This is a genomic window from Phenylobacterium sp., from assembly GCF_016793225.1.
GTDB lineage: Bacteria > Pseudomonadota > Alphaproteobacteria > Caulobacterales > Caulobacteraceae > Phenylobacterium.
Genome location: NZ_JAEUMN010000143.1, coordinates 46,213 through 66,404 on the forward strand (window position 1 = coordinate 46,213; position 20,192 = coordinate 66,404).

The 20,192-nt window shown below is 70.0% G+C and carries 18 protein-coding genes; 7 read left to right on the forward strand and 11 right to left on the reverse strand.

Translation table 11 applies throughout. The features are described from left to right. The first annotated feature begins 60 nt into the window (after positions 1-60). Positions 61-1,638, forward strand: coding sequence for a class I adenylate-forming enzyme family protein (locus tag JNK30_RS16510; protein ID WP_293483812.1), 1,578 nt, complete (start codon positions 61-63; stop codon positions 1,636-1,638). A gap of 1 nt (position 1,639) precedes the next feature. On the opposite strand, the gene JNK30_RS16515 is transcribed toward JNK30_RS16510, so the two are convergent. After that, positions 1,640-2,269, reverse strand: a complete 630-nt coding sequence (locus JNK30_RS16515) for a TetR/AcrR family transcriptional regulator (protein WP_293483814.1) — start codon at positions 2,267-2,269, stop codon at positions 1,640-1,642. Between the two features lie 265 nt (positions 2,270-2,534). On the opposite strand from JNK30_RS16515, the gene JNK30_RS16520 reads away from it, so the two are divergent. After that, on the forward strand, positions 2,535-3,455 hold the full coding sequence (locus tag JNK30_RS16520; protein ID WP_293483816.1) for an SDR family NAD(P)-dependent oxidoreductase: 921 nt from the start codon (positions 2,535-2,537) through the stop codon (positions 3,453-3,455). 45 nt (positions 3,456-3,500) lie between these two features. Here JNK30_RS16520 and JNK30_RS16525 read toward each other — a convergent pair whose 3' ends face one another. Continuing rightward, positions 3,501-3,704, reverse strand: a complete 204-nt coding sequence (locus JNK30_RS16525; protein ID WP_293483818.1) for a hypothetical protein — start codon at positions 3,702-3,704, stop codon at positions 3,501-3,503. Between the two features lie 186 nt (positions 3,705-3,890). Then, positions 3,891-4,313: a response regulator transcription factor gene (locus JNK30_RS16530; protein WP_293483820.1), complete on the reverse strand. Its 423-nt coding sequence runs from the start codon at positions 4,311-4,313 to the stop codon at positions 3,891-3,893. A 236-nt stretch (positions 4,314-4,549) separates the two neighbouring features. Between JNK30_RS16530 and JNK30_RS16535 the strand changes: the two genes are divergently transcribed. The 5 genes from JNK30_RS16535 to JNK30_RS16555 all read left to right on the forward strand — a co-directional run bounded on the left by JNK30_RS16535 (position 4,550) and on the right by JNK30_RS16555 (position 10,181). Then, on the forward strand, positions 4,550-5,545 hold the full coding sequence (locus JNK30_RS16535; protein WP_293483822.1) for a fatty acid desaturase: 996 nt from the start codon (positions 4,550-4,552) through the stop codon (positions 5,543-5,545). A gap of 147 nt (positions 5,546-5,692) precedes the next feature. Next, a complete protein-coding gene (locus tag JNK30_RS16540; RefSeq protein ID WP_293483824.1) occupies positions 5,693-6,385 on the forward strand; it encodes a hypothetical protein in 693 nt (230 codons plus the stop codon). Beyond that, a complete protein-coding gene (locus JNK30_RS16545) occupies positions 6,382-8,049 on the forward strand; it encodes a sulfatase-like hydrolase/transferase (protein WP_293483826.1) in 1,668 nt (555 codons plus the stop codon). Before JNK30_RS16540 ends, JNK30_RS16545 begins: the two co-directional genes overlap by 4 nt. Next, a complete protein-coding gene (locus JNK30_RS16550) occupies positions 8,024-9,058 on the forward strand; it encodes an alpha/beta fold hydrolase (protein WP_293483828.1) in 1,035 nt (344 codons plus the stop codon). Before JNK30_RS16545 ends, JNK30_RS16550 begins: the two co-directional genes overlap by 26 nt. Before the next feature lie 82 nt (positions 9,059-9,140). Further along, positions 9,141-10,181, forward strand: coding sequence for a glutathione S-transferase family protein (locus JNK30_RS16555; RefSeq protein ID WP_293483829.1), 1,041 nt, complete (start codon positions 9,141-9,143; stop codon positions 10,179-10,181). 10 nt (positions 10,182-10,191) lie between these two features. Here JNK30_RS16555 and JNK30_RS16560 read toward each other — a convergent pair whose 3' ends face one another. The 8 genes from JNK30_RS16560 to JNK30_RS16595 all read right to left on the reverse strand — a co-directional run bounded on the left by JNK30_RS16560 (position 10,192) and on the right by JNK30_RS16595 (position 20,113). Then, positions 10,192-11,190 (reverse strand): glutathione S-transferase family protein, encoded by a 999-nt coding sequence (locus JNK30_RS16560; protein ID WP_293483831.1) that lies wholly within the window; start codon positions 11,188-11,190, stop codon positions 10,192-10,194. A gap of 103 nt (positions 11,191-11,293) precedes the next feature. Beyond that, complete coding sequence (locus tag JNK30_RS16565; RefSeq protein ID WP_293483833.1) at positions 11,294-11,962, reverse strand: TetR/AcrR family transcriptional regulator; 669 nt, start codon at positions 11,960-11,962, stop codon at positions 11,294-11,296. Between the two features lie 88 nt (positions 11,963-12,050). Continuing rightward, positions 12,051-13,334, reverse strand: a complete 1,284-nt coding sequence (locus JNK30_RS16570) for an MFS transporter (protein ID WP_293483835.1) — start codon at positions 13,332-13,334, stop codon at positions 12,051-12,053. A gap of 11 nt (positions 13,335-13,345) precedes the next feature. Next, positions 13,346-14,503, reverse strand: a complete 1,158-nt coding sequence (locus JNK30_RS16575; protein ID WP_293483837.1) for a glutathione S-transferase family protein — start codon at positions 14,501-14,503, stop codon at positions 13,346-13,348. Continuing rightward, positions 14,500-15,153, reverse strand: coding sequence for a 2-hydroxychromene-2-carboxylate isomerase (locus JNK30_RS16580; protein ID WP_293483839.1), 654 nt, complete (start codon positions 15,151-15,153; stop codon positions 14,500-14,502). The genes JNK30_RS16575 and JNK30_RS16580 overlap by 4 nt, the downstream gene beginning before the upstream one ends. Before the next feature lie 61 nt (positions 15,154-15,214). Then, positions 15,215-17,536, reverse strand: a complete 2,322-nt coding sequence (locus JNK30_RS16585) for a TonB-dependent receptor (protein ID WP_293483841.1) — start codon at positions 17,534-17,536, stop codon at positions 15,215-15,217. Positions 17,537-17,691: 155 nt separating this feature from the next. Further along, positions 17,692-18,381 carry a TetR/AcrR family transcriptional regulator gene (locus tag JNK30_RS16590; protein WP_293483916.1) on the reverse strand — a complete coding sequence of 230 codons (690 nt, stop codon included), beginning with the start codon at positions 18,379-18,381 and terminating at the stop codon, positions 17,692-17,694. 91 nt (positions 18,382-18,472) lie between these two features. Beyond that, the gene (locus tag JNK30_RS16595; protein WP_293483843.1) at positions 18,473-20,113 is read right to left on the reverse strand and encodes a sulfatase-like hydrolase/transferase; all 1,641 of its coding nucleotides are present in this window, start codon (positions 20,111-20,113) and stop codon (positions 18,473-18,475) included. Positions 20,114-20,192: the final 79 nt, after the last annotated feature.

A 20,192-nucleotide genomic window follows, 5' to 3' on the forward strand; every position in this document is an offset into this window, starting at 1 on the left:
GCAAGCGTCATTGTCAGGACGGCGGCGGTGGAGCCGCAGACGCGTCAACTGAGGACCTGAATGAACAAGCGTGCGGCCCAGCCGATGGCCGGCCTACGTCGCCTGGACGACCTGCTCGACCATGCATGCGAGTTGGCCCACGACCGTGTCGCCGCCATGGAGGAGGGCCGAAGCCTCACCTATGCGGGTCTGCGCAGCGCGGTGGACGCCTACGCCTGCGCGCTGCTGGCGGCCGGCGTGAAGCGCGGAGACCGGGTCGCCATGCTCGCCGCGCCTTCCGTGGACTTCTGGATCGCCTTCCACGCCGCCGCGGGCATCGGGGCGATCTGGCTCGGGATCAACCCGCGCTACCAGCGGCGCGAGTTCGAGCACGTCCTCGCCGATTCCGACCCGGCGCTGGTGGTGGCCATGTCGCCGTTCGAAGGCCGAGACTACTGCGCCGAGCTCGCGGCGCTCGCGCCGGCCGCCCCGATGGTTTGCCATGGCGAGCCCAGCGCCGGCGCAGCGTCGCTGGAGACCTTCCTTGCCCGCGGCGCCTCCGTGAGCCGGGCCGAGCTGGCGGCCGCACGCGACGCGGTCGATCCCGAAGACCCCGCGCTGATCGTCTACACGTCGGGCACGACCGGCCGGCCCAAGGGCGCCATGCTCTCGCACAGAGCCATCGTGGCCTCGGCCCTGGCGAACCGGGAGTGGATGGGCGCGGCGAACCTCGAGAGCTCGGTCTGCGCGGCTCCGGTCAACCACGTCGGCGCCATCAACAACCTCTGCATGCCGGTCCTGGCCGCCTGCGGACGCCTCATCTTCCATCCGCGGGTCGACCTTCCCGTGCTGGCCGAGATCAGTCGGCGGGAACGGCCCAGCTACCTGGTCTCGTCGCCGACCGGCTTCGCGATGATGCTGCAGCAGCCGCAGGGCGCGGCCGACCGACTGGCCTACACGCGGCTCATCGTGTTCGGCGGCGCTGTCACCCCGAAGCCGATCCTGGAGCAGATCGCCCGGCCGGGCCTCGAGCTCGCCAACGTGTACGGCCAGACCGAGACCTGCGGCATCATCACCCGCACGCTCCCCGGCGCCTCGCTGGAGGTGATGTCCCAGACGATCGGCCAGGTGCTTCCGGGCGCCGAGATGCGGATCGGGCAGCCGGACGGGTCCGGTCCTGCGCCCGACGGCGTCGCAGGCGAGATCCAGGTCCGCGGCCCGTATGTGATGAGCGGCTATTTCCGCAACCCTGAGGCCACGCGCGACGCCTTCACCGAAGACGGCTTCCTGCGGACCGGCGACCTGGGCGTCCGGCGCGCCGACGGGAACGTGGTCTTCGCCGGGAGGCTGAAGGAGATGTTCAAGTCCGGCGGCTACAACGTCTATCCGGTCGAGGTGGAGCAGGCGATCTGCGAGCACCCGGCCGCGCAGCTGGCCGCCGTCGTGTCGGTCTCCCATCCGACGTTCCAGGAGGTGGGCCACGCCTTCGTCGAGACGGCGCCCGGCCAGGACGTCGACGCCGAGACGCTGCGAGCGTTCCTGCGCGACCGGATCGCCAACTACAAGATCCCCAAGGGCTTCACGATCGCCGCCGAGCTGCCGAAGCTGCCGAACGGCAAGCTCGACAAGCTGGCGCTGAAGCAGGCGGCTGCGGGTTAGGCTAGAGGCCCGCGCGCTTGGGCGAGGAGCCGCGGCGGATGAGCGTCATGTAGGCCCGGTGGCGGCGCTGCCAGAGGTCGCGCTCGTAGCCCGAGCGCCCGAGGACCCGCTTCACATAGGGGTCGAACACCATCGTCCCCAGCTCGAGGTACATCATCAGGAACGGCAGCCACAGACGATCCACGTCCGGCGCGAGTTGTCCGGCCGCGTCCATGCGCATCACCGAACTCTGGACGAAGCCGTAAAAGCGCTGGAAGACCGAGAAGCCCCAGTCGCTCTCTTCCAGCAACGCCCGGCGGAAGTAGGCGACGATGGTCGGCCAGTCCTTCTCATGCCGGGCGATCCAGCCGTCGATGATCTTGGCGTGATCCTCGGGCGTCGTGGCTTCGGGATGCGCCGCCGCCCCCGTGATGGCGTCTTCGAACTGGGCGATGAAGAACTCGTCCACCGCCTCCCGCAGGCCGTCCTTCGACCCGAAGTGGTGATTGATCAGCCCGACGCTGACGCCGGACGCGGCCGCGATATCGCGCACCGTGACGCTGTCGAACCCCTTCTCGGCGAACAGAACGAAAGCCTCGCGGACCAGCCTGTCTCGGCCGACAGGCGCCTCCCGGGGTGTGGCTTGGGTCAATTGCGGCTCTCCATTCGCCCCTTCTCGCGCCTCGTTCAGCCCGACGCCAGATTTTTCCCGCAGTGAGCGCCGGCGTGTTCAGCCACAGAGCAGAAAAAGTGACCGCCAAGGTCCGGCTGCCTTGAAAAGCGACGCTGCACTGAACTATTGTTCAGTCTCAACCGCCCCGCGACCGGGGCGATCTGCTTCCACCGCCGGCCCGGCTGCGCGCACCGTCTTGGGGCGACCGCGCTCCGACGCCCAATCGAGAACAGGGACATCCAGGATGAGCATTCGCTTCGACGGCCGCGTCGCCATCGTCACGGGAGCGGGCGCCGGCCTCGGCCGCGCCCATGCCCTGGGTCTCGCGGCGCGGGGCGCGCGGGTGGTGGTGAACGACTTCGGTGGCGGGATCGACGGTTCCGGCGCCTCGTCGGCGCCCGCGGACGCCGTCGCCGCGGAGATCCGGGCCGCGGGCGGCGAAGCCATCTCCCACGGCGCGGACGTCACCAACGCGGAACAGGTCGCCGACATGGTCGGCCAGGCGCTGAAGACGTGGGGGACGGTCGACATCCTGATCAACAACGCCGGCATCCTGCGCGACGCCAGCTTCGCCAAGATGTCGATCGCCGACTTCCGCAAGGTGGTCGAAGTGCACCTGATGGGGTCGGTGGTCTGCAGTCACGCCGTGTGGCCGCACATGCGGGCCGCAGGCTATGGCCGCATCCTCATGACCACCTCGTCGTCAGGCCTCTACGGCAACTTCGGCCAGTCCAACTACGGGGCGGCCAAGACGGCTCTCATCGGACTGATGAACGTCCTGCAGATCGAGGGCGAGAAGAACGACATCCGCGTGAACACGCTGGGCCCCGGCGCCGCGACCCGGATGACCGAAAGCCTGATCGCGCCCGACATCCTGAAGCTGATGACGCCGCAGTCGGTGACCCCGACGGCCCTGTTCCTCGTCAGCGAGGACGCTCCACGGCGGACCATCCTCAATGCGACGGCGGGCGGCGTTTCACGCACGTACATCCACGAGACCGAGGGGGTCTACCTGCCGCCCGAAGACAACACGCCCGAGCGGATCGCGGAGTTGTTCGACGAAATCTCAGACGTACGGGGCCAGCACCTCTACGCCGCCGGCGGCGCCCAGGTGATGAAGTTCGTGGGCAAGGCCGCCCAGGCTATGGGAGTCAGGCTGGGGTGACGAAGGCGGCGCCATGCGGCGCCGGCCGCATCCGCGTGGAGCCGGTCAGGCCCCGCGCTGCGGGTAGGTGAAGACGACGCGCCCTTCCGCGTTCCGGAGGAGGTAGCCCACCACGCGCGCGCCAGGGTCGAGCGCCGCGAACCTGAACGCCGCCTTGAGCTTGGCGGCGTCGTCGTCCGCCGCCTCGATGGCCTCGCGAGGCGCCCCGCCCCCCGGCGACCAGAAGTATTCCAATTCGTAGCCGGGCACGCTCAGCCTCTGGCCGCCATGGAACGAGGGGCGACGCCGGGCGGGTCGTGACGGTCGGCGCCCCGACGACGCCGAACCGGAGTCGTCATGAGTGAGTCCTATCGGCTACCGATGAGGCTCCCGCAGCCTTCTCCCAACAGGCGAAGACTTCAAGCAAAAGGCGAGTGGCCGGGCCGTCGGCGCATCTCAGTCCCCGCCTGGCGCGGCCTGCGCCGCCTCGATGCGTCGGGACCAGACCAGAAGGCGTGCGACCCTCACGAGAAGCTGTTGGGGCGTGTACGGCTTCAGCAGGTAGTCGTTCGCGCCCAGCGCGGTCGCGCGGGAGAAGTCGTCGGTTTGGGAGCGTCCGGTGAGCACCAGGGTGGGAACGTGCTTCCCGCCCCGGTCGCGCATCTCCTGCAGCACGCGAAAGCCATCGAGCCCGGGCAGCCCAAGGTCGAGCACCATGGCGTTGGGCTGGAACGTGTCGATCGCCTGCAGGGTGGCGACCCCGTCCACGCAGGCGCGGACGTCGCAACCGACGAGCTTCAGATGGCCGACGACCAACTCGCGAGCGTCGGCGTCGTCTTCGACCACGAGCACCCGTCGCGCGGGGTTCATCTGCGGCATCGCCGGCCTCCTTCCAGGCCGAATCCGGCCCGCGCAGGTCCGCTCTGGCTGCTCATCCTCGCACGCATCACTCGCCTCGGCGCCCAACGTCGGGCCGCCATGGTGGACGAAGGACGTTAACGGGCCGCATGGCCGCGGGGCGAGACACGACGCCGCACCGCCCAAGCCCCTCCAGCTCCACTAGAACCGCGGCCCGGGCGAGGCGTTTAGGGCCGCACGCTCCAGCCCGAGGCCCCGTGACCGACCCCGATCCCCCGTCCCTGCGAACGGCCCTCGCGCCGTTCCAGCGGCCAGACACGGCCCGCGCGCTCGCGGAGCTCGCCTATACGCTTGTCCCCCTGCTGGCGTTGTGGGGCGCAATCTATCTCTGCGTCGCGCGGGGCTGGTGGCTGGGTCTGGCGCTGACTCCACTGGCAGCCATCTTCCTGGTCCGCCTCTTCATGATCCAGCATGACTGCGGCCACCAGGCCTTCCTGCCCGGCTCACGCGCCAACGCCTGGATCGGCCGCCTGATCGGCGTGCTCACGATGACGCCCTACGACTACTGGCGGCGGACCCACGCGATCCACCACGCCACGTCGGCCGACCTCGACCGGCGCGGCCTCGGGGCGATCGAGACGCTCACCGTCGGCGAGTATCGCGCGCTGGGACCGATCAGGCGTCTGGGCTACCGGCTCTATCGCCATCCGCTGGTGATGCTGGGCTTCGGACCGCCCTACATGTTCCTGCTGCAGCATCGCCTGCCCATCGGGGTCATGCGCGAGGGGTGGGCGTGGCGCAGCGTGCTGGGCAACAACCTGGGCCTCCTCCTGCTGGCCGCGGCGCTCATCCCCGTCGTGGGCCTGGAGGCGATGCTGCTCGCGCATCTTCCCGTGGTCGCGTTCGCCGCCGCCATCGGCGTGGCGCTCTTCTATGTGCAGCATCAGTTCGAGGGCGTTCGCTGGAAGCGCCATGACACGTGGGAGCCGGCCGCCGCGGCGATCGAGGGAAGCTCGCACCTTGTGCTTCCGCAGCCGCTTCGCTGGCTGACGGCGAACATCGGCGCTCATCACGTGCATCACGCATCCAGCCGCATACCCTTCTACCGCCTGCCGGAGGCCCTCGACTCGCACGCCGCGCTGGCCGGCGCGCGCCGGCTCCGGGGCCGAGACCTCCTGCCGGCGCTGAGGCTCGCGCTATGGGACGAGGCCGCCGGGCGCCTGGTGACGTTCCGCGAGGCGCGGCCGGGCTGATCCGGCGCCTGTCGTTCGAGTGCGCGGGCCGCCCTTCGTAAGGCCTTCTCTATCAGGAAGCAGAACCCCGGTTCACGTTATGGCGGAACTGGCGCATAGTGCCGGAAAGAGGCCGGGTCATCCGGTCCGCCATAGGGGGCTTCGCGCATGAACGGGTACGGCACGCCGAACGTCGGCTACATCAGCGGCTGGCGGGATCGCACCGACGACACGCGGCCGATGTGGGCGCTCAATCTGATGCGCTATCGGCCCGTCGCGCAGTACGCGGACGGCCGCGCGACCACCATCACCGGCCAGGAGGCCGACGATCTCTATCGTCCGGAGGCCGAGCTGGCGGCCGTGGGCGCCGCGGGCGTGCTGCTGGCGCCCGTGGTGCATCAGCTGGTCGGTGACGGCGGCCGCTGGGACCGGGTGGCGATCGCAAAGTACCCGAGCCGCGTCTCCCAGCTCGACATGCAGCTGCTGCCCGAGTTCCAGGCTCGCGTGATCCACAAGCGGGCGGGCATGGAGTTCACGATCGTGCTGGCCACCTTCCTCCCGGACGATGCGCCGCCCGCGCCGGCCGAGGTGGGCTCTGCACCGCTCCTGCTGGTGCAGGTGGTGTCGGATCCGAAAGCTCCCGACGTCGCGGCCGGGATCGACGCCACGCCGGTGGCGGTCTTCGACGTCGAGGACACCATCATCGGCGACGAGCGCAAGTACGCCCAGGCGCGATGGCACATCGTGTCGGAGGCGGCGGGCGAAATCCTGCGCCAGCGGCCGCGGGTGGAGCACCCCGTGGACTATGCGCTGCTGATACGTCCCGAGCGCAATCGCCTGTCCGAGGCGTTCGCCCGATGAGCCTGCGCAAGCCCCTGGTCGTCGCGGCGGCGGTGCTGGCCGTCATCGGCGCGCTGGGCGTGGTCGCGGCCGCGAACTTCCGCGAGATCATCCTGTTCGTGGTGGGCAACCGCGGAAAGGAGATCCCGGGGCCGAACATCGAGGTTGCGTGGCGGCAGGGGCCGCCTCAGCCCGCGGCCGGCGACCGGCCGCCCAACATCGTGTTCATCCTGGCCGACGACCTGGGCATCAACGACATCTCGACCTACGGAGGGGGTGTGGCGCAGGGCCGCGTGCCCACCCCCAACATCGACGCCCTGGCGGCGAGCGGCGCGGTCATGCCGTGGGCCTATTCCGGAACGGCGGCCTGCGCGCCGTCGCGGGCGATGCTGATGACCGGGCGATACCCCACGCGGCACGGGTTCGAGTTCACGCCGACGCCGCCCGGCATGCAGCGCATGATGACCCTGTTCTACAACGACGGCACGCGCCCGCACCGGCTGATCCACGACGCGGAAGCCGAAAAGGCGCTTCCGCCGCAGGACCGGCAGGGGCTCCCCGGCTCCGAGGTGACCGTCGCCGAGGTGCTGAAGACGCGCGGCTACCACACGGTCCACATCGGCAAGTGGCACCTGGGCGAAGGCAAGGAATTCGGCGCGAACGCCCAGGGCTTCGATGAGAGCCTGTTGATGGCGAGCGGCATGTACCTACCGCCGGACGATCCGCAGGTGGTGAACGCCAAGCAGCCGTTCGACCCGATCGACCGATTCCTCTGGGCGCGGATGACGCACGCGGCCCAGTTCAACGGCGGGCCCCTGTTCGCGCCGCGCGGCTATCTCACCGACTACTACACCGACGAAGCGGTGAAGGTGATCCGGGCGAACCGCAACCGGCCCTTCTTCCTCTACCTGGCGCACTGGGGCGTCCACAGCCCGCTGCAGGCCTCGAAGGCCGACTACGACGCCCTGCCCCAGATCAAGGACCACCGCCTGCGCGTCTACGCGGCCATGGTGCGGGCGCTTGATCGGAGCGTCGGACGCGTGATGCAGGAGCTGCGCGACCAGGGCCTCGCCGAGAACACCGTGGTGATCTTCACCTCCGACAACGGCGGCGCCGGCTACATCGGTCTCCCGGAGGTCAACAAGCCCTACCGGGGCTGGAAGCTGACCTTCTTCGAGGGTGGCATCCGGGTGCCCTACTTCGTGTCCTGGCCCGGAAAGATCGCGCCGGGCACGCGGTTGCCGGATCCGGTGAGCCACCTGGACCTCCTGCCCACCGTGGCCGCCGCCGCGGGCGCTGCGCCGCCAGCCGACCGGCCGATCGACGGCGCGAACCTCTTGCCCTACGTCACCGGCGGGCCGCGGCCGGCGAGCCCGCCGCACCAAGCGATCTTCTGGCAGGACGGGCACTACCAGGCGGTGCTGAAGGACGGCTGGAAGCTGCAGACCTCGCAGGACCCGAAGAAGGACTGGCTGTTCCACCTCACCGTCGATCCCACCGAGCAGCGGAACCTGGCCGCGACGAATCCGGCCAAGGTCGCGGAGTTGAAGGCGGCGATCGCCGAGCACCGTCGCGGCGCCCGCGGCGCGCTCTATCCGGCCGCCGGGCAGATGCCCGTGGTGATCGACAAGACGCTCGAGCAGAAGGCGACCAAGGACGATGAGTACATCTACTGGCCCGGCTGAGGACGACGGCGTGGAACGCGGGACGACGGACGACGGCGTGCCGTTCGCGCGGTCGCCGGACGCGGCCTTCGCTGGACTGCCGGACTATCCCTGGGGGCCCAGCTACGTCACGTTCGAGGGGCTGCGGATGCACTGTGTGGACGCCGGGCCCGCCGACGGGCCGGTGGCGCTGTTGCTCCACGGCATGCCCACGTGGAGCTACCTGAACCGGCGCATCATCGCCGGGCTGGTCGCCGCCGGATGGCGGTGCGTCGCGCCGGACCACATCGGTTTCGGGCGCTCGGACAAGGTCACCGATGACGGATGGTACTCCATCGCCCGCCACACCCGGGCCATGGCCCACCTCATCGCCGAGCTGAACCTGAAGGACGTGACCCTCTTCTGCCAGGACTGGGGCGGGCCCATCGGGCTGGCCCAGGCGGCCGAGACGCCCGAGCGCTTCGCCCGGCTGGTGATCATGAACACCTGGCTGCATACGCCGGAGTACGACTACGCCCAGCCGCTGCGCCGGTGGAACGAGGGCTGGAAGCCCGACGGCCTCTTCGGCGCGAACGTGCCCGACCGCATGTCGATCGGCTGGTTCATGATGCTGGCGACGCGGCGCATCGAGCGTCCGCACTTCTTCGCCGTGGTCCAGGGGCAGGAAACGCCGGAGCTGTCCGCCGCCGACGCCGAGGTGAGGCGGGCGTACGACGCCCCGTTCGCCGGCCTGGGGTACGCGGGCCACGCGGGCCCGCGGCGTTTCCCCCTCAGCCTGCCCTTCGACAATCCCGCAGGCGGCGCGGCCGAGGCGCAGACCCGCCACTTCCGGACCCTGCTGGACTGGAAGAAACCCATCCACTTCATCTGGGGCGGGGCCGACGACGTCTTCACCACCGACCGCGGCCAAGCCTGGGCGGCCCGCTACCCGCACGCAACCTTCGACCTCCTGCCCGACGCCGCGCACTTCCTGCAGGACACGCATGGCGACCGGATCGCCGAGCTGTTCCTCGCCCACGCCGCCACGTGACCCGCCGAGCCGCGACGCATTCGAACTTGACCGGAACCGGGATTTCGGTTCGCTACCTTTGGACTGAGCAGAGGCCCCGAACATGACCGCCACCACGACCGACGGACGCGTCCTCCTGAACGGCGTGCCCGGCTCGCCCTATACCCGCAAGATGCTGGCGCTGCTGCGCTACCGGCGGATCCCCTACAAGCTCGTGCTGGCCTCTCATGGCGCGGCGGGACTGCCCACCGCCAAGGTCAACCTGCTGCCCACCTTCTACTTCCCGGACGAAACCGGCGCCCTGGTGGCCGTCAACGACTCCACGCCCATCCTGCGCCGGCTTGAGCGCGAGCACGCCGGCCGTTCGGCGCGTCCGTCCAACCCCGCCCTGGCGTTCATCGACTCGCTGATCGAGGACTACGGAGACGAGTGGCTGACCAAGGCCATGTTCCACTACCGCTGGGCCTACAAGGCCGACATCGCGCGGGCTTCGGCCATCCTGCCCGCCTGGCGGCGCTCGCGCATGCCGGACGCGGAGCTGAAGGCGGCTGGCGCCGAGGTGGCGAACCGCCAGATCCCGCGCCTGCGCTACGTGGGCTCCAACGAGATCACGGGCCCGATCATCGAGGCCAGCTACGCGCGCTTCTTGGACGCCTTCGAGGCGCACCTGCGCGAACACGCCTTCATACTGGGGCAACGCCCCGGCGGCGGCGACTTCGGCTGCTATGGCCAGCTCACCCAGCTCGCGCTGTTCGACCCCACGCCCATGGCGGTGACCGAGGCGCGCGCGCCGCGCGTCTTCGCGTGGACGGGCGCCGTCGAGGACCTCTCGGGCCTGGAGCCCACCGAGGCGGACTGGTTCGACCCTGCGGCGCTGCCGCAGACGGTGAAGGCGATCCTGGGCGAGATCGGCCGCGTCTACGCTCCACTGCTGCTCGCCAACGCGAAGGCGCTGCGCGAGGGCGCCGAACAGGTGGAGACCGAGATCGACGGCGGCCGCTGGGTGCAGCAGCCCTTCACCTACCAGGGCAAGTGCCTGCAGTGGCTGCGCGAGGAGTACGCCGCCCTGGGGCCGGCCGATCGCAAGGCGGCCGACGCAGCCCTGGCGGGGTCGGGCTGCGAGGTGCTGCTGCAGGGGCTGTGAGGGGTCCGGTTCAGCCGGCGGCGAGCCAGCGGCGGCAGTCGGCGGCCTCCAGGATCGCGTCAAGCCGCGGCGACGCCGCGGCGGCGTAGCGGGCCTTCAGCGTGGCCAGCGACTTGGCGTGGTACTTCTGGGGCGGCTGCACGTAGGGCCGGCCGGCGAGGTCCACAGTGAAGCTCTCCTGCCCCGCCGCCAGCGCATCCGAATTGGCCTGCGACCAGGGCAGGAAGTAGCGGCCCACATAGGCCAGGAGCGGCGCCAGGGTAGGCTGCAGCGACTCCCAGGTCTCGAACGGGCCGTCGTCGCGGGGCTCCATCATCCGATGGCACCAGCCCAGCACGGCGGGGCCCCGGGCCAGGATGCCCGCGCCGCAGGTCGGGTCGATGGAGGCCTCGTAGATCTGGGCCGACAGACCGAAATCCCCGAAGGCGGGGCGGCCGCCGAACAGGTACTTGCGCTGGGCGAAGTGCGGCTCGAGCAGATCCAGCAGTTCGAACCAGTAGTCGGTGATCAGGTGCGCCGTCTCCGCCGACGAGCCCACGAAGTGGCCGCGGCCGGTCATCCGCTCCTGGATCATCTTCTGGCGCGCAGCCACCGTCTCGGCGTCCGCGCCGGGCATGGACAGGCGCGCCAGGGTGAGCGCCGAGGCCTCCTGGTCGACCTTGTCCCACCAGCGATGGTGGAACATCAGCTTGTTGCCCCATTCGTCGCCGAACTCTTCGAGCAGCACGGAAAGGAAGGCGAGGTCCGGGTCGTCGGGATGGATCGAGGGTTCAGGCGCCTGGCGCTCGACCTGCTCGATGATCGGGGTGGAGTCCTGTACGCCCTCGCCGGCCGGGGTGGCGACCGTCGGCACGATCGGGAGGCGGGCGACGGCCTTGTATTCCTCTTCGGTGGCCGCGTTGCGCGGGATCCAGCGGTGCGGGATGCCCTTGTAGCGGAAGTAAGAGCGCACCTTCACCGAGTAGGGTGACATCTCGGAGCCGTAGATCCGGTACACGCCTTCGCTCACGAACGTTTCCTCCCGCCGACCGGCCGCTTTTGCGAACCGGAGTTCCGATTATCATGGCGTCCGGGGGATGGGGAGGCAATACCGCGGCCGGCGCCTACGCGGCTCAGGCGGCCGTCTTCTCGAGGCCCAGGTAGCGGATCAGCAGAAGCCCCAGCTCGTCGGCCAGGCGAGGGTCATCGATGGAGAACGGCCCCGGTCCGTGCAGAAGCTGGGTGATGATCTGGCCGTGGATCATCCGCACGGCGAGCTGCGCGCGCTCGGGGAAGCCAGCCTCGACGGACAGGCCCCTGCCTTCGAGCATGTCCTGGATCTTCCGGGCCTCGAAGATCTCGAGCTGGCGCATCGACGGCCAGACGTCCTGGCCGCGCAGGCTGAGCTCGAACAGCGCGCGGAAGTAGCCCTCGATGCGGCCCATCGACCGCGCGGAGTTGGCGACGAGCCGGACGAACACCTTGTCCAGCGGATCGGTGGCGCAGGCCGGATCGGCGAAGAAGGTGGTGATGTTCTCGGCCGACCGCTGGGCCATGTGGGCCTGCAGCGCGAAGAACAGGGCCTCCTTGTCCTGGAAGCGCCGGTAGAAGCTGCCGACGGAACATCCGGCGCGCCGGGCGATGTCGGCCACGTGGGCCTGCCAGAAGCCATGCTCGGCGAACGCGCGCTCTCCAGCCTTCAGCAGGCGGTCGCGCTGCTCGCGGCTGCGCGCCTGGTAGGCCGGAAGGGCCCACGCCGGATCGTCGGTCGGCGGCGTCTCGGCGGACTTGGCTCTGGCCATGGGCGGCAGCGACTCAGGTTCTCGAAAATCCCGTTATCCTCTAGCCCCTGCGCGCGACGATTGCACAGGGCGCAGTACCCGGATCGGCTCAGGGCGCGGCGGGCGCCGCGTTTCGGGGCAAGCGGCGCGCGGCGAGCAGGAAGAACACCACCGACACCAGCTCTCCGATCGCGGCCAGCGAGATCGCGTAGCCGAGGCTGCGCGTCCCGAAAGCCGGCGCCAGCGCGTCGCTGGTCATGCCGATGACCAGGGGGCCCAGGCCGAAGCCCACCAGCGCGATGATGAAGAGGGTCCACGCCGAGGCGAAGGCCCGCGTGCGGGGCGGCGACAGGGTCTGGATCGTCCCGAAGACCGGGCCCGTGAAGCTGTTGCCGAGGAAGCCCGGCAGGATCAGGCAGGCGATCGCCAGCTCGGCCGTGGGCGCGAGATAGGCCGAGATGAAGAGGGGCGCGCGCACGCCGATCATCAGCGCCGGAAGCCAGGCGTACCAGCGGTTGTCGCGCCGGCCGAGCAGGTCGGCGAACCAGCCGCCGGCCAGGGTGCCGACGACGCCGGTGACGCCGGAGATCAGGCCGAGCGCCAGCCCCGCCTCGCCCGTGGACAGGCCGTGGAAGCGGATCATGAAGGCGGGATTCCACTGCAGCGCGCCGTACGAGGTGAAGGCGTGCAGGGCCGAGCCCAGGACGAGGTAGTTGTAGGCCGGGATCTTCATCAGGACCGCCAGCGCCTCGCGGGTGGTGGGCGCGGGTTCGGTGGAGACCTCCCCCGTGCGCGGCGGCTCCTTGAGAGTCAGGGCGACCACCGCCGCGACCACGACGCCGGGCAGGCCCACCACGATGAAGGCGGTGCGCCAGTCGAAGGCCTGGTTGAGCCAACCGCCCGCGAGCAGCCCCACGAGGATGCCGATCGGCACGCCGCAAGAGAAGACGGCCAGCGCCGTGGCGCGCTTCCCGTGCGGGAAGAGGTCGGCCAGCATGGAGTGTCCGGCCGGTCCCGCCCCGGCCTCGCCGACCGCCACGAAGATCCGCGCCACGAGCAGCTGGGGGAAGTTCATGGCCAGCCCGCAGACGGCGGTGGCGCCGCTCCACAGGGCGAGGCAGCCGGCGATGATGCCCTTGCGCGAGGTGCGGTCGGCAAGGCGCGCGATCGGCAGGCCCGCGGCGGCGTAGAAGAGGGCGAAGCCCAGGCCCGAGAGCAGCCCGATCTGGGTGTCGGTGAGCCCCAGTTCCTTGCGGATCGGCTCCACCAGGATGGAGAGCACCTGCCGGTCCACGTAGTTGATCACATAGACCACAAGCAGCAGGGCGAGCGCGTAGCGGGCGTACCCGCGCGAGACGCCCCCCGCTGCGCCGGCCGTGTCGGTCGCCGCCATTCCCGCCTCCCCTATTCAACCGCCAGTCGGCTGCGCACACGCGTCAGCCGCCGCGCGAGGCGCACGGCCACGACGCCGTCGGCGCCGGCCGCACGCGCGAAGTCCAGCGCCGCCTCGCGCTCCACGCCGGAAAGCCCGGCCGTGAAGTCCAGGGCGCGCTGCAGGATCCACAGCGAGTGGCCCAGGGCCTGCTGCTCGATCGCCACGCCGTGATAGTCCACCACGATGGGTCCCAGCGCGGGCTGGTCGGCCCCCTCGGCCGAGACGAACCCGCCGGCCGGCGCATCGGGGTTGGCCTCGGCCCAGGCGTTGAAGCGGCCTGCGGTCAGGACCAGCTCCTCCGCGTAGCCGCGGAAGACGTGCCGCATGAACGCTGTCAGCGTCTCGGGGACGACGTCGTCGGCCGGGAGCTCGCGGGCACGGTCCGGGAATTCGGGCGTCTGCAGCTCGCCGCCGTTGATGCGCTCGATCCAGCGGAAGACCAGCGGCGCCGTTCGCTGCATGAGGTGCAGCGGATAGGGATCGCGGCCCAGGTGACCGAACATCGGTCCCATGAGGGCGTAGTCGCCCCGACTCGGCGCGCCCCCCAGCAGGTAGGGGTGCTGCGAGAGGTGCGCGTTCAGCAGCGCCAGGGTCTCGCCGTAGACCCGTTCGATGGTGGGGATGGTTCGCGGTTCGATGCCGAGCATCGGCAGGTACGAGGACATGCGCGAGGCCACCCGCTGGCCCAGGCGTTCGACCTCCTCCGGCGGCGCGGGAAACCGCAGCGAGCGGCCGAACTCGCCGACGACGAAGCCCTCGTTCACATCGAGGAAGTTCCACCGGTAGTGCATGGCCGGCTTGGCGAGTCCGCGGTCGCCGAGGACCTCGAGCAGCAGCGTCGCCAGGGTCTGGCGCGGGCCCATGCGCTGCGCGTGGGGGTCGGGGTAGCGCCGCTCCAGCGCGTCCAGGATGGCCGTGGAGTCCTGGACGATCGTCCCGTCCGCGAACTCGACCACCGGGATGCGGTGCGTGTCGACCGCCGGCTTGATCACCTCGCGGTAGCGAGGGTGCGAGGGGAAGCGCTCGACGTGACGGACGCCGCGCGCCCGGAGGAACGCCCGCACCTTGGCGGTGTAGAGCGACGCGGGCGCTCCGTAGAGCCAGAGGTCGGGCGCTTCGCCGGTCATGTGGTCCCGCGACGTTTCAGGCCCTTCTGGAGCATGCGCCACTTGAGCTGGTCGAACCGGTCCTGGCCGAAGAAGGCCTCACCGCCGAACACCATCATCGGCACTCCGTAGTGCCCGCCCTCGCGCTGGGCGACCTGGCTGGCCTCGACGATGGCGCGGTGGCGGTCGGGGTCGCCGTCGACGGCGCCGGACAGCTCGTCGTAGTCGAGTCCGGCCCGCTCGGCCGCGCGGCGCAGGTGGTCGCCCTCGTGCCAGTTCTCGACGGACCCGCCCCAGATCAGCCGGCTGACCTCGTCCAGGAACGGCAGCCCGCGGCCCCGCTCGGCGGCGGCGACGCCCAGGTAGGTGAGGCGGTGGATGTGGGGCTGTTCCTTGGGGTAGCTGCCGTCTGGAAGCCGGAACACCGGATCGGGCCGCGGCCAGCGGAGCGGCAGGCCCAGGAACTCGGCCTCACGCCGGATGTCGGCTTGGAAGTAGCTGAACCACAGCGGATCCCGCGTCTCGAAGAACTCGGGCGTGCGCACCGCGATCGGGAAGATCGGGCGGACTTTGCACGTCACCTCGTACTCGTCCTCGAGGGCCCGGAGCCTGGGCGTCACGAGGTAGGAGTAGGGCGAGCGGAAGGACCAGTAGAGGTCGTAGCTGAGCATATCGTCCCCGGAGCCCGCGTGGGCCCGGCCGGCCGCGTAGCGCGGCCGGCCGGAAGCCGCCTCAGAACTTCACCGTGGCTTCGATGCCGTAGGTGCGCGGCGGGGCGTACCAGCCGACGAAGCCTTGCGCCTGGGCCGTGCCGCCCGCCGAGATGAAGGCGTTGAGCGGCTGGAGCGTGGCCTGCGCGAAGTAGTCGCGGTCGAAGATGTTCTTGCCGTAGGCCGAGATGCGCCAGTTGCCCTTCTCGGGCGTCAGGCCCACGCGCAGGCCGACCAGCGTCACCGAGTCTTGCAGGCCGCGCGGGTCCAGCAGCGGCTCGAGGAACTTCGAGCTGGTGTAGCTGACGTCGGCGTTGACGAAGATCTCGAGGCCCGTGCCCGCCAGCGGCCGCTGGTACTGGCCGGCGAGACTCCAGGTCCACTTCGGACTGTGGGACGGGGTCTTGCCGTTGTAGTTGCAGGTCCCCGGCGAGGTCCCGTTGGCCGGCTGGCCGGCGTAGCACTGGCCCGCCGTGTAGTCGGTGAACTCGGCGTCCATGTAGCCGAGGGAGCCCTTGATCGTGAGCTCGCGGATCGGCCGGAACTCGGCGTCGGCCTCGACGCCCTGCACCCGACGGTCGCCGGCGTTGGCCACGATGAAACCGGATCCGGTGAGCGGGTTCAGGATCGAGTCCTGGAAGTCCTTCAGCTTCATCCGGTAGGCGTCGACGTTCAGCACCAGCCGGTTGTCGAGCAGCAGCGACTTCATGCCGACCTCGATGGTCTCGGAGTTCTCGGCGTCGAACTCGACCGGCACGCCCACGGCCGACGAGCGGGCGTTGTAGCCGCCCGTCTTATAGCCCGTGGCGGCCAGGGCGTAGAGCATCACGTCGGGGGTCACGTCGTACTGGACGGTCGCCGACCAGGTGATCTTGTCCTCGTTGCGCTTGACCTTGCCCAGGTGGTTGACCGGGAAGACCGTTCGCGCCGCCGGGGACGCCGTCGGGTTCACGTCGCCGTCGAGGAAGGCGTTCTTCTTGTCGTACGAGTACCGCAGGCCGCCGACGAGCCGGAAGCTGTCGGTGACGTTGAAGGTCGCCTGGCCGAACAGCGCCCAGCTCTGGGTGTCCTGGGTGTAGTAGAAGATGCCGGTGTCGCCGGGCGTGAACCGGCGGGCGGGCGGGAGCACGCGGTTGGCGTGCAGGCCCAGCACCGTGCGTGAGGTGTAGGTCAGGGTCTCGGAGAACAGGTACACGCCCGCGAGGTACGACACGCGCTGGTCCGCCGGCGAGGCGATCCGCAGCTCCTCGGAATAGCCTTCGGCCCGGAGGCGCTGAGAGCCGGTGGCGGTGTTCTGCGGCAGGCCGTCGGCCGCCAGCGAGACGATCTTGTCCTCATAGCCGTTGAAGGCGGTGATCGAGGTCAGGGTATGCCCGCCGGGCAGGTCGATGTCGAAGGTCGCCGAGACGCCGTAGACGTCGGTGTTGTTGTCGCCCTCGACGTCGTCGTCGACCACGTGGTCGCGGTCGTTGAAGTTGCGGAACGGGCGGCCCACCGCCTGCGCGGCGGTCAGGAAGCCCGGGGTCGCGATGCCGGTGGGCGTGGAGGCCGCCAGGGTCTCGGGCGTGCAGCAGTTGGCCTCGAGCCGGGCGTAGTAGCCGATGAAGTTGCCGGTGATGCCGTCGCGGGGCTGCCACTTCAGGCGGCCTCGCACGCCCCACTGCTCGCTGCCGTTGACGTCATCGCCGTCGAAGAGGTTCGTTTCGTAGCCGTCGCGATCGCTGACCCAGAAGGACAGCCGGCCCGCCAGGCTCTCGGTGAGCCCGCCGCCCACGTAGCCGCTCAGTCCCCGGTCCTCGTAGTTGCCGGCCCGCGCCGTAAGCTGCGCTTCGAAGGTCTGGGTCGGCTCGCGCGAGGTGATGTTGATCGCGCCCACGGGGGTGTTGCGGCCGTACAGCGTGCCCTGGGGACCGCGCAGGACTTCCACGGTCGAGATGTCCTGGAGGTTCCCCTGAATGGGCCCCGCCGCCAGGATGTAGACGCCGTCGATGAAGATGCCGACGGACGACTCGATGCCGGGGTTGGTGCCCGACGTCCCGATGCCGCGCACGAAGACGGTGGTGTTGCGGTTGTTGTTCGACTGCGAGATCGAAACGGAAGGAATGAAGCGGGCCAGTTCGGTGACGTTCGCGACGCCCGTCTTCTCCAGGAACTCGCCGCTCACGGCGGTCACCGACATCGGGACGTCCTGGATGTTCTCGGCGCGCTTGTTGGCGGTGACGATCAGCGTCTCCACTTCGGCGACCCCGCTGGCGGTCTGCGCCAGCGCCGAGGACGCCGCGCCCGCCACCAGCGCGAACGCCGTGGTGACGAGCAGTTTCGAAGCAAGGCTGCGCCTCGGCATGTCAGATCCTCCCCGATTGAAACGTCGTTTTCTTGTTGGCGGATTGTGAATGTGAATTCCGGTTCAAGTCAACCCGGACCGGCGCCTGGACTGCCCGCGGGTGTCGGGCGAGCCAAACGCCACCCCGCCTGACGCAAGGAAAGGATGAACCGGAATTACGCTTCCGTAAAGCGGGCGGAGCGGCGTTCCGGCGGCGCAGTCACGCCGATGCAGGCCGCCAGCATCCGCGTCAGCCGGTCGATCACGAACGGTGGCGCGACCGCCTCCTGCTGCACCACGTCCCGCCGCAGGACGCGCTGGATCAGGATCGCTTCGACTGACCGCAGGCCCAGCGCGCAGGCGTCGTCCAGGGCGTCCGGCAGCCCCTCGCCCCGCGAACGCAGGAACGCCGCCAGGCGAAGACCCGACGCCGTGTCCGCCGCCCACAGCGCCGGCACGTACAGTCGGCCGGCGCCCGCCAGCATCCGCTGGAACAGGGCGCGGAAGAATCCGGGGTGGCGCTCGATGACCTGGGCGGTGTTGCGCACCAGCACCTCCAGCACCTCGTAGACGGGCTGGCCGGCGCGCTCGGGCCGGCTGAGGAAGCGCTCCATGTTGCGCTCGATCCGGTGGGCGAACTGCAGGTGCAGCGCCCGGAACAGCGCCTCCTTGTCGCGGAAGCGGCGGTAGAAGCTTCCGATGGAACAGCCTGCGGCCGCGGCGATGTCGCCCACGTGGGCTTCGTCATAGCCCTTGCGGGCGAAGACCTCCTCGCCGGCCTTCAGGAGCCGGGCCTGCGCCTCGCGGCTGCGGGCCTGGTTGGCGGGCATCACGCCGTCGACGCCGGTCAGGTCGAAGGGTTCCATCGCCAAGCGCCACCGTTCCCTCGACATCGCGGCGGGCTTCGCCGCGGGCGTCCATGCTGCTCAACGGCGACGCGCGAACCGGCGCGAGGCCTCAGTTCCCCCAGTAGACATACTCGTCGTCGTCCCGCTGGGGCTCGATCAGCGAATGATCCAGCATCACGGGCGATTGACCAAGCTCGGGCCAAAGCGGCGGAGCCTGCTGGGCGTCGTGATCGGCGAGAAGGCGCTTCAGCTCCGCCACCTTCTCAGGCCTCGCCTGGGCCAGATTGACCCGCTCGGTGGGATCCGACGACAGGTCGTAGAGCCAGTCCTTCGCCGGCCGCTCCGTCACCTGCAGCTTCCAGTCGCCGGCGCGGACGACGCGGTAGGGGCCCGTGCGCCAGAACAGGACATCGTGGGGTCGCCCGGTCTTCCGCGCGCTGACGAAGGGCATCAGGTCCACGCCGTCCATCGGCCGGTCCCTGGGCATGGCGGCGCCCGCCGCGGCCACAGAGGTGGCGAAGATGTCGAAGTGGGAAACCGGCGCGTGGTAGGTCTTCCCGGGCCGGATCGCCGCGGGCCACTTCATCAGCATGGGCACGCGGATGCCGCCCTCGAAGAACGTCTGCTTCCAGCCGCGGAAGGGTCGATTGATCTCCTCGAGACCGATGTAGTAGGCGCCCCCGTTGTCGCTGGTGAAGATCACCAGGGTGTTCTCCTCGAGCCCTTGCTCCTGCAGCGCCTGCAGGACGCGCCCGACGTTTCGGTCGAGCTGGCGGATCATGGCGGCGTAGACCCGCTCGCGGTGGTCCGCGATGTGCGAAAGCGCCCGGTAGTCCTCGTGCGTCGCCTGGAGAGGCGTGTGCGGGGCGTTGTAGGCGAGGTACATGAAGAACGGCCGGTTCCGGTTGGCCGCCACGGCCGCGACGGCCTCGTCCGTCAGGTAGTCGGTCATGTGGCGTTGCGGCTGGAACGCCTCGCCGCCGTCCTTGCGGACGTAGAACTGCAGGGTCGACCAGAGCTGCATGTCGATCGGGTCGAAGCCCTGGATCGAATTGACCACCCGCGGATCCTCCCGCGGGAGGAACATCGAGGCGCCGCCGGTGAACCCCAGCGTCTCCGAGAAGCCGCGCTTCTGTGGCTGGAACTTGGGCGCCTCGCCGAGGTGCCACTTGCCCAGCTGCATCGTGTGGTAGCCCTCCTTCTGGAGAAGCTCGCCCAGCATGATCTGGTCGGTGGGGACGCCCATCTCGACCATGGGAATCACGTCCTTCTCCCGCTCCGGGAAGTAGACGGGGTTCAGCTTGCCGTAGTGGTGGGCCCGCACCTGGCGGGCGAACCGCAGCGGCGTGGGCGTGAACTCGAAGCCGTAGCGGGTTGGATAGCGGCCGGTGAGCAGCGCCGCGCGCGAGGGCGCGCAGGTGCCGTGCCCGGAGTAGGCCTGCTCGAAGCTCACGCCCTGGCGGCCGATGGAGTCGATGTAGGGCGTCGGAACCGAGCCGCCCGCCACGCCCCCGCCGTTGAAGCTGAGGTCGTTGAAACCGAGATCGTCGGCGACGATCAGGATGATGTTCGGGGGACGCTTGCCCGACGGCGGACGCGCGGGGCCCTGCTGCCAGGTCACGGCGCGCGGCGGACCAGCCTGCACCGCCGGCCTGTCGACGGGCACGTTGGACGGCGCCTGCGCGGCGGCCTGATGCGCCGCTCCCGCCACCACCGCGGCCGCAGCCAACAGCGCTCGTTTGAACCGCATGGACCAGCCTCCCACGTCCGCGGGAAGCGTACGCGCGCATCCCGTCATCACGCGCGGCGAGCGCGCCCGGGAAGCAATA

Coding starts and splice junctions, on each gene's coding strand:
- JNK30_RS16510 (WP_293483812.1), top strand. CDS start 61: ATGAACAAGCGTGCGGCCCAGCCGATGGCCGGCCTACGTCGCCTGGAC.
- JNK30_RS16520 (WP_293483816.1), top strand. CDS start 2,535: ATGAGCATTCGCTTCGACGGCCGCGTCGCCATCGTCACGGGAGCGGGC.
- JNK30_RS16530 (WP_293483820.1), bottom strand. CDS start 4,313: ATGCCGCAGATGAACCCCGCGCGACGGGTGCTCGTGGTCGAAGACGAC.
- JNK30_RS16540 (WP_293483824.1), top strand. CDS start 5,693: ATGAACGGGTACGGCACGCCGAACGTCGGCTACATCAGCGGCTGGCGG.
- JNK30_RS16545 (WP_293483826.1), top strand. CDS start 6,382: ATGAGCCTGCGCAAGCCCCTGGTCGTCGCGGCGGCGGTGCTGGCCGTC.
- JNK30_RS16550 (WP_293483828.1), top strand. CDS start 8,024: ATGAGTACATCTACTGGCCCGGCTGAGGACGACGGCGTGGAACGCGGG.
- JNK30_RS16555 (WP_293483829.1), top strand. CDS start 9,141: ATGACCGCCACCACGACCGACGGACGCGTCCTCCTGAACGGCGTGCCC.
- JNK30_RS16565 (WP_293483833.1), bottom strand. CDS start 11,962: ATGGCCAGAGCCAAGTCCGCCGAGACGCCGCCGACCGACGATCCGGCG.
- JNK30_RS16570 (WP_293483835.1), bottom strand. CDS start 13,334: ATGGCGGCGACCGACACGGCCGGCGCAGCGGGGGGCGTCTCGCGCGGG.
- JNK30_RS16575 (WP_293483837.1), bottom strand. CDS start 14,503: ATGACCGGCGAAGCGCCCGACCTCTGGCTCTACGGAGCGCCCGCGTCG.
- JNK30_RS16580 (WP_293483839.1), bottom strand. CDS start 15,153: ATGCTCAGCTACGACCTCTACTGGTCCTTCCGCTCGCCCTACTCCTAC.
- JNK30_RS16585 (WP_293483841.1), bottom strand. CDS start 17,536: ATGCCGAGGCGCAGCCTTGCTTCGAAACTGCTCGTCACCACGGCGTTC.
- JNK30_RS16590 (WP_293483916.1), bottom strand. CDS start 18,381: ATGGAACCCTTCGACCTGACCGGCGTCGACGGCGTGATGCCCGCCAAC.
- JNK30_RS16595 (WP_293483843.1), bottom strand. CDS start 20,113: ATGCGGTTCAAACGAGCGCTGTTGGCTGCGGCCGCGGTGGTGGCGGGA.